The 9,500-nt window shown below is 38.3% G+C and carries 2 protein-coding genes; both read left to right on the forward strand.

Going from position 1 to position 9,500, the window contains the following annotated elements; all coding sequences use genetic code 11:
• The first annotated feature begins 253 nt into the window (after positions 1-253).
• Positions 254-4,606: a T9SS type A sorting domain-containing protein gene (locus tag GX311_04970; GenBank protein ID NLK15731.1), complete on the forward strand. Its 4,353-nt coding sequence runs from the start codon at positions 254-256 to the stop codon at positions 4,604-4,606.
• A 291-nt stretch (positions 4,607-4,897) separates the two neighbouring features.
• Positions 4,898-9,226 carry a DUF2436 domain-containing protein gene (locus tag GX311_04975; protein ID NLK15732.1) on the forward strand — a complete coding sequence of 1,443 codons (4,329 nt, stop codon included), beginning with the start codon at positions 4,898-4,900 and terminating at the stop codon, positions 9,224-9,226.
• Positions 9,227-9,500: the final 274 nt, after the last annotated feature.

Below are 9,500 nucleotides of genomic sequence, written 5' to 3' on the forward strand. Positions count from 1 at the left end.
ACCGCCTGGAATCCATGTGCCTTATATTCACACCTTTACGCGCCAAACTTAAGCTAACATCATTCGTTTCATTTATTAAATTATTAAAGAAATTAAAAATTCGCTAATAAAACAAAATATGACAACTATTTAGTAAAACATTTAATTAATAATTTTTGAAATAATATTACAAACATTATTTATCTTTACATGATCGGTGCGAAATACAGTGAAACTAAATAAACATCTACATTAACTAAAAAATGCTCAAGTGATGATTAAAAAATTAACATTTTTAACAGCTGTAATGTTTGTTTGCCTCGGGGTATTATCCCAGCACGCAATAGCGCAGCAAGGTGATGCATCAAAAGAACCTATTGTCGTTACGATGCACACTGGAACTGTAACAACCTGTGATGCCCTTTTCTATGACAGCGGTGGTCCAACAGGTCAATATGGTAATGGCGAGACGTTTACTCTAACATTTCTGCCAGAAACACCTGGTTCTCGAATCAAGGTAACTTTCCTTGAGTTTGATACAGAAAATCTCTGGGATAAGTTATACGTTTACAATGGAACAAGCTCAAATGCTCCGCTTATCGCTACATTAATGGGGACAACTATTCCTGCAGAGCCATTCATTGGAGAGAATTCCGATGGAGCCCTTACGTTTTTTTTTCAGTCAGACCCTACTTCTGGTACAAGAGATGGCTGGAAAGCTACTGTAGAATGTTATACTCCTATGCTAAATAACTTGGTGGCAGTTGGATTGAACACATCTCCTAATGCAACAGCTAGTGAACCCAAAACTGTTCCTTTCGTTATTTTTAACCAAGGAGGTGCTAATATTACAGGTGCTCAATATACTGTCCAGTTAAAAGATGCTGCAGATAACGTATTGGCAACTGCAAACGGAATTGATATAATTTCAGGAGCACAAACTTCCGTTGACTTAATATGGACACCAACAACAACAGGACCAATTGATGTTAAAGGCGTTATTGTATTTGCGGAAGATCAAAATCCTGATGATAATACTAGCCCACTGGTCACTATTACAGTACACCCAGCAGGTACCTACGTTGCAACGGTAGGTCCAGGTGCCACAGTAACAGGTATGCGTTTCCCTTTTGACATGTACTGGAAAAACAACTACGCTCAAACCATTTATACAAATGAACAGCTAGGTATAGGTGGTGGTACAATTAACTCTATTGTTTATAAGTACAATTTCGTATCTGCAGATGTGGGCACGAAAGGCGTAAAAGTTTGGATGGGAGAGACAACCCTATCAAACCTTGACGATGGCTTTATCGACCCAAATACATTTACACTGGTTTATGATGGCGACATAGATTTTTTTATTGGAATAAACCATGTTATTATAAACCTGCAAACTCCATATGTCTATACTGGCGGCAACTTGGTTATTCACACATACAGAAATCTTGATACGCAAGAACACAGTTACCAAGACCTATTCTACATGGTAGCAACAGATGAGAACCACACTCGTCATCGTCAGTCCAACTCACCGCTTGACCCACTTGCTCCATCAGGAGGGACAGCAAGAAAGTACGTACCTGAAATTGCTGTCCACTTTAACACATCTGGACTTGGAACAATTTTAGGTAATGTAACATGCGAAGGAGCTCCTGCAGAAGGAGTTACCGTTAAATTGGTTGATGAAGAACGACAAACTACTACAAACGCATCGGGAAACTACACTTTTAAATATTTGACACCAGGAATATATAAACTTGAGTTTACCAAATTTGGATACTCAGATGCTTTAGAAGAAAATATTAATGTTATTGGTGACTCTACCATCACTATTAACACAACAATAAACCCACTTCCACAAATTACAGTTAGTGGCACTGTTAAAGCAAGTGACACTAATCAACCATTAGATAGCGTTGTTGTTCATTTAAAAGGCTATGTCAATTACACCGACACTACTAATGCTGGCGGACAATATTCGATAACAGGAGTTTGGGGCGGTGGAAAAGTTTATGAAATTACAACTGAAGAAGTTGGAAATTACCAAGCATACAGCGAAACAATAACCGTTAATGACGCTAACGTAACTCACAACATTGTTGTTGAAGAATTTGCTTTCCCTGCCGGTAAAGTTACTGCAACAATTGAAGGAGAAAACGTTAAAGTAAACTGGTTACCTCCAGATGGTACTTTAATGGGTGACCCACGATGGATCACTTGGTGTGGTGAACCAGATCCAACTAATGGTATCGGAGCTGGTCTTAATCCTTTCACATGTGCACATCGTTTCACTCCTGAACAATTAGAAACGCTAGAAGTAGTTGGTATGTCTGTGACAAAAGTAAGATTCTTCCCAAGAGGAGCAGGTACATATAAGGTACAAGTATGGACCGGCGGTTCGGCAACAGATCCTGGAACTTTAGCTCACGAACAATTTGCAGCAAATGTTACACTTTTACAATGGAACGAAGTTGAGCTTACAACACCTGTAGTAATTTCTGAAGGGCAAGAGTTATGGTATGGTATTTATATTGTACCAACAGAAACATACGCAGGTGGAGTTGATGCAGGTCCCGCTGTTACTGGATTTGGAGATATGGCGAAAATAGCTGAACAAGAATGGAAAACTTTATCTTCAGTAGGACTAAGTTACAATTGGGCTTTAGGAGCATATGTTGATAACGGAAAAGGTTTTGTAACAGAACTTAGTATGTTATATGCAGAGTACGAAATGAATGCGACAAAAAGAGAAAACTATGAATATGGTAAGGCTTCCCCTGAAGACTTAAGATTTACTTGTAATCATAATTCTGAACAAACTGCTGTTGCCAAAAGCAGTGCAAACAGAGTATTTGTTGATTATGCTGTATATCGCTTAGTTAAGAACCAACCACAATCAGAGTGGACACAGTTAATCGCTTCAACCTCTGACACTGTATATACTGACACTGGTTGGGAAACACTACCTGCGGCACTATACCAATATGCTGTTGTGGCAAAGTACACCAACAATATTGAATCTCAACCAAGATTGTCTAACATTCTTGCAAAAGATATGGAAGCTGAATATACAGTCAACGTTACAAGCACCGCTGATGAACCTATAGCAGGAGCTTTAGTTACCCTAACTAACCATGACGGTAATGAATTCCATGTCTATGTGGCGACAACTGAAACAACAGGAGGAGTAACATTCCCAGCTGTTTGGAAAGGTGTTTACAGTATTACTGTTACCAAAGATGGATACTTACCATTTGCCGAAGACAACGTAGTTATTGATGCAGATGCTACATATCCTATCGAACTATATGAAATTATTATAGCGCCATACGGCTTATTAGTTACACAAGATGGTAACGATGATATATTTACTTGGAACAATCAAATTGGTTTCAGCGATGACATTGAAAGCTACGAAGATTTCATAGTTCAAAATATTGGTGACTATATTCTTGTTGACGTTGATAATTCAGACACATATGGAATTTCGAATACTATTTTCCCAGGAGCTGGAACCCCATTTGCATACATTGTGTTTAATCCTACTGCTACTTCTCCTGCCATATCCGACGAAAATTGGGCTGCACATAGTGGAAACAAATTTTTAGGTTCTTTTGCAGCAACAGTTCCTCCAAACAACGACTGGTTAATTACTCCAGAATTTACTACTGTTCCTGGAATGGAGTTCTCTTTTTGGGCAAAAACAGTTATACCTGATTATGGGTTAGAACAATTTAAAGTGGGCGTATCAACGGGTGGTACTGCTCCTAACGACTTTACAATTATCTCCGAAGGAAGTTATGTTGAAGCTCCAGCTAATGCTTGGACAAAATTCACTTACCCATTAGACACATATGTAGGACAAAATATAAGGCTTGCTATCAACTGTGTATCTGATGATAGATTTGTTTTCATGGTTGATGACATTTCCCTCGGCGTACCAGGCGGTAAAACAAGGGCATTTAGTGGATATACCGTATATCTTGACGGTGTAGAACAAGAATCAGGTATAGTGGATTCAACCTACATATTTGAAAATGTGTCTGTTGGTACACACACTGCTGGAGTTAAAGCTGTTTACACATCTGGTTCTTCTGAAATAATAGAAACACCTTTTGTTCATGAGTCTCCTATATACAATGTAAAGTTTATCGTTACAAGGGCAATTAACGGTAATCCTATTTTACAAGCTAACGTTGCTGTTAGTAGTGGTACGATAAACGAATCGGCACTAACCGACATTAATGGCATTGCAACATTCCAATTACCAGGCGGTAATTATAATTGGACTGTTACAAAAGAAAGCTTTGAAACTATGCAAGGTGAAGCTGTGATAGTAGATCATACAGAAATACCTGTCAGCATGACTGGTGTGGGAGACAATGCTACAATACAAGGTATTATGCTATATCCGAACCCAGCTACCAGCACGTTAACAATTACACGTAAGAACAATTCTAAAGCTATAGTTGAAATCTATTCAAACAACGGCGCAATTGTCAACTCTTTTGAAATAAACGAAGTAGTTAAAGAAATTTCAGTTTCTGAGCTAAACAGCGGAGTTTACTTCATACGCCTAATCGAAAAAGAGACAACTACAGTTCAAAGATTTATTAAACAATAGTCTCTTGAACTATTAATATTGAGTAAATAGAGGCGGGCTTTTAGTCCGCCTCTGTTTGTTTACATATGATCACTGACTCTCCATCAACAAAACCACTGGATAATGTACAGGTTTTCCACCTATTTAATGAGCTTTTAATCGTCTAACTTTTCATGTTTATTAATCTTTACGCTATTGAATATTATTAATTGTTTTAAGACAATCTTACAAATATTATTTATCTTTACGAGACCGGTGTTAAATACCGTGAAACAGAATAAACATATACATTAACTGAAAACTGCTCGAACAATGATTAAAAAATTAACATTTTTAACCGCTGCAATCTTCGTTTGTCTCGGAGGATCATCCCAACATGCAATAGCGCAGCAAAGTGATGCATCAAAAGACCCAACAATTGTTTTGATGCAAACAGGAACTGTAACAACTTGTAATGCCGTTTTTTACGACACTGGTGGCGAAACAGGAAATTACACAGCAAACGAGAATCATTATTTAATATTTTTACCCGAAACTGCTGGCTCTAGAATCAAGGTAACTTTCCTTGAGTTTGATACAGAAAACAAATACGACAAGTTACTAATTTACAACGGTGAAAACCCGATGGATCAACTACTTGCTACTTTATCAGGATCAAATATTCCTGCAGAGTCATTCTGCGGTGATAATCCAACTGGAGCACTTTCGTTTAGTTTTAGTTCGGATGCTTCTGTTCAGAAAGCTGGCTGGAAAGCTACTGTAGAGTGTTATACCCCTGTACCAAATAACCTGGCGGCAATTTCGTTGAACACAACCGATTACGCAACAGCTAACACTCCTAAAACTATTCCTTTTGCCTTCTTAAATCAAGGATCTCAAACTGTTACAGGAGCCCAATATACTGTTCAGTTACAAGACGCAGCAAACAACGTATTGGCAACTGCAAACGGCATTGATTTATCCCCGGGACAACATACAACTATTGACTTGGTATGGACACCAACAACGACAGGAATAATCAATATCAAAGGTGTTATCCTGTTTGCCGAAGATCAAATCCCTGAAGATAACGCTACCGCATACACTACAATTACAGTACATCCTATGGGTACCCATGTTGTACAAATAGGTTCAGGAGCACCTGTAACAAGCGTAAATATTCCATTTGACTTTTACTACAAAAACAGTTACGCTCAAGCTATTTATACAGCCGATCAAATTGGTATAAATAGCGGTATAATTAACTCAATTAAGTATAAATACAACTTCCCTAACTCAAACCCGGGCTCGAAAGCTATAAAAGTTTGGATAGGAGAAACAACTCTAACAAACCTTAGTGGTGGATTTATAGACCCAAACACATTAACATTAGTTTTTGATGGTAACGCTGATTTCCACAACGGAATAAACGATGTCACAATCAACTTACAAACCCCCTATGTTTACAATGGTGCCAACTTAGTTGTTTATACATACAGAAATCTTGACTCACTAAGCTACTCTACTAGTGATCTGTTCTATTTGTCGAGTACGGAAGAGCAACGCTCTCGTCGTCGTGGGTCACATTCACAACTTGACCCACTTGCTCCAACATCAGGGTTTTCGGCTATTTACGTCCCTGATATTTCCATGGTTTTCTATATTAATGAACTTGGAACAATTGCAGGCAATGTAACATGCGAAGGTGTCCCTGTAGCAGGCGTTACTGTTAAAGTAATTGACGATATTCGGGAAGCGACTACAGACGCAGCTGGCAATTACACTTTACCATATTTGATACAAGGAACATATAGTGTTGAGTTTACCAAATTTGGATTAAATGACCTCTTAATAGAAAATATTGAAGTTTTTGCAGACTCTACTGTTATTGCAGACGCAGTATTAACCCCACGTCCACAAGTTACGGTTAGTGGTACTATTACAGCAAGCGACACTAGTCTTCCTTTGGAAGGTGCTGTTGTTAACTTCTACGGCTATACCAATCACACTGACACAACAGATGCTGCAGGACACTATTCAATATCAGGAGTTTGGGGTGGTGGAGAAGAGTATGAAGTAACCGTTGATGCAGACGGTTATCAACAATACACAGGAACGATAACTGTCACTGATCAAAACATATCTGACCACAACATTATTGTTAATGAGATCGCTTACTCTGTTAGGAAAGTTGTTGCTACAGTAGACGAACCAAACGTTAATGTAACCTGGATCCCACCAGGTGGAACTATAAGTGACCCACAATGGATTACCTGGAGTGGCGAAGCAGACATTAATAATGGTATTGGAGCTGGTTACAACCCAATAACAATTGCACACCGTTTCAGTGCTGAAAACTTAGAGGCGCTAGAGGTAGTTGGTATGTCGGTAACAAAAGTAAGATTCAATCCTCACGGAACAGGTACATATAAAGTAATGGTATGGACCGGCGGTACAGCAACAGAACCGGGAACTTTAGTTCACGAACAAACTGTAGCTAACGTTGCCCTTTCCCAATGGAACGAAGTTGTTCTTACAAATCCTGTAATGATTCCAGAAGGAGAAGAGTTATGGTATGGTGTTAACATTATGCCAACATCTCAGTATCCAGGTGGAGTTGATGAAGGTCCTGCTGTTGCAGGATTTGGAGATATGTGTAAAATAGCTGACCAAATGTGGATATCACTATATTCACAAGGGCTAAATTACAACTGGGCTTTAGGAGCATATGTTGATAACGCAAAAGGTCTTGTTACAAACCTTAGCAAGTTACATGCAGAGTATAAAATGAATCCACCAACAGTAACTGCTATAAGTTTACCATCAGAATTCAAACTTACAAGCGCAAAAGAGTCTGGGGAAATCACAATTATTGAAAATTGTAAAAACAGTACAAGCAGAGCATTTACTAACTACACTCTATATCGCCTGGCAAAAGATCAGCCACAAGCAGAGTGGACACAGTTAGCTGCTGCAATCACTGACACTGCATATACTGACACTGGTTGGGGAACACTATCTCCTGCAGAATATCAATATGCGGTTGTGGCAAACTACACAAACGGCGTTACATCTCGACCAAAATTGTCAAACATTCTTGCAAAAGATATGGAAGTCGAATTTACTGTAAACATCACACTGAACGGTGGAGATCCCGCAACAGGAGCTACCGTTACACTAACTAACCAAGACGGTAATGAAAACCACGTTTATGAAGCTACAGCAGGAGCAACAGGAATAACATTCCCGGCTGTTTGGAGAGGTGTTTATGATATTACTGTCATTAAACATGGATTTATACCATTTACCGCAGATAGCGTAATTATTGATGCGGATGCCACATATCCTGTTGAACTAATTGAAATTATTCAAACACCATCCTGTCTGTTAATAAACCAAGATGGTAATAACGAAATCTTCGGTTGGAACTATATAGGTGGCACAACCATTATCTTGCAAACTACAGATGTATGGGGTGACGGCTCAGGCTATCAAATGTTATTAGATGCTGACGCCGAAGAGTACGGACAAACTATTCCTGCTACCGGAGCACTATGGCCAAACTGCTCTGCTCCAGCCAACTTGTACGATGTATTTGAAGATAAAATTCCAGAAAATGCAGACCCTGTTTGCACAACTCAAAATATGGTTTGCAACGAAGAGGTGCAATACTTAATAGGAGACGGAACTTACGACTACTGTATAGTAAACCCTACTCCCGGTGACAAACTATGGATTGCAGCAGGAGAAAACGGACGTAAAGATAATTACGAGTTTGAATGTTATAAAACATATCGTTTTGTTGTAGAATATAACCCTGACACTGGAAACGACCAAACTACCATTATCATTACAGATAATAAAACAGGAAAAGTAGTTGACATTGATAGACCCGGAAAAACTGTTGATGAACACTCACGTATCGGAGAAGTTACTTCTGATCAAGTATCTGTCGTTTCAAATCTTGAAATTGGAGACTACTACTATGATACACCTGATAAATCAAAAGCATTTAGCGGATATACTGTATATCTGGACGGTGAAGAGAAGGCTTCAGGTCTCATGCAAGAGACCTACATATTCCAAAATGTATCTGTTGGTGAACACACTGCCGGAGTTAAAGCTGTTTACACATCGGGTTCTTCTGAAATAGTTGAATTAGATTTTGTTCATAACCCTCCTACATATAATGTGACGTTTACTGTTATAAGGAAAAGCAACAATGCTCCAATTGTGCATGCTAATGTTGTTATTGGTGGCGAATCAGCACTAACCAACACTTCCGGTATTGCCAGTTTTGAACTACCGGGCAGTGAATATAACTGGATTGTGACAAAACAAGGCTTTAAAGATGAAACGAACTCTGTGGTGATAAACGATCATACTGAGATCTTGGTTCAAATGGTTGGTGTTGTTGACGATGCCACAGCACAAGGCTTTATGTTATATCCAAACCCGACAACCAGTTCATTAACAATTACACGCAATAACGCTTCTAACGCTACGGTTGAAATCTATTCAAACAATGGTGTAATTGTTAATTCGTTTGAAATGAACGAAGCAGTTAAAGAGATTTCGGTTTCTGAGCTAAACAGCGGAGTTTACTTCATACGTGTAATTGAAAATAAAGTAACAACTGTTCAAAGATTTATCAAACAGTAGAGACGTCATACCATAGCGTCTAATTCACAAACATCCAACGTAGAGACGTCATAATATGACGTCTCTACCTAATTATTTTGTTTTTTTCAAAACAAAATCTTATCTTTATATAAAAATTATGTTATTAACTATTAATTAACAGATTTTTTTAAAAAATTGTGGCTTTCTTAAGACTATCTTACAAATATTTTTTATATTTGTGCGATTAGTGTGAAATACCACGAAACAAAATAAACCTTAATATTAACTAAAACTGTTCAAGACATGATTAGAA

Source organism: Bacteroidales bacterium (genome assembly GCA_012519055.1).
In the GTDB taxonomy this organism is placed as follows: Bacteria; Bacteroidota; Bacteroidia; order Bacteroidales; family Salinivirgaceae; genus JAAYQU01.

Coding starts and splice junctions, on each gene's coding strand:
- GX311_04970 (NLK15731.1), top strand. CDS start 254: ATGATTAAAAAATTAACATTTTTAACAGCTGTAATGTTTGTTTGCCTC.
- GX311_04975 (NLK15732.1), top strand. CDS start 4,898: ATGATTAAAAAATTAACATTTTTAACCGCTGCAATCTTCGTTTGTCTC.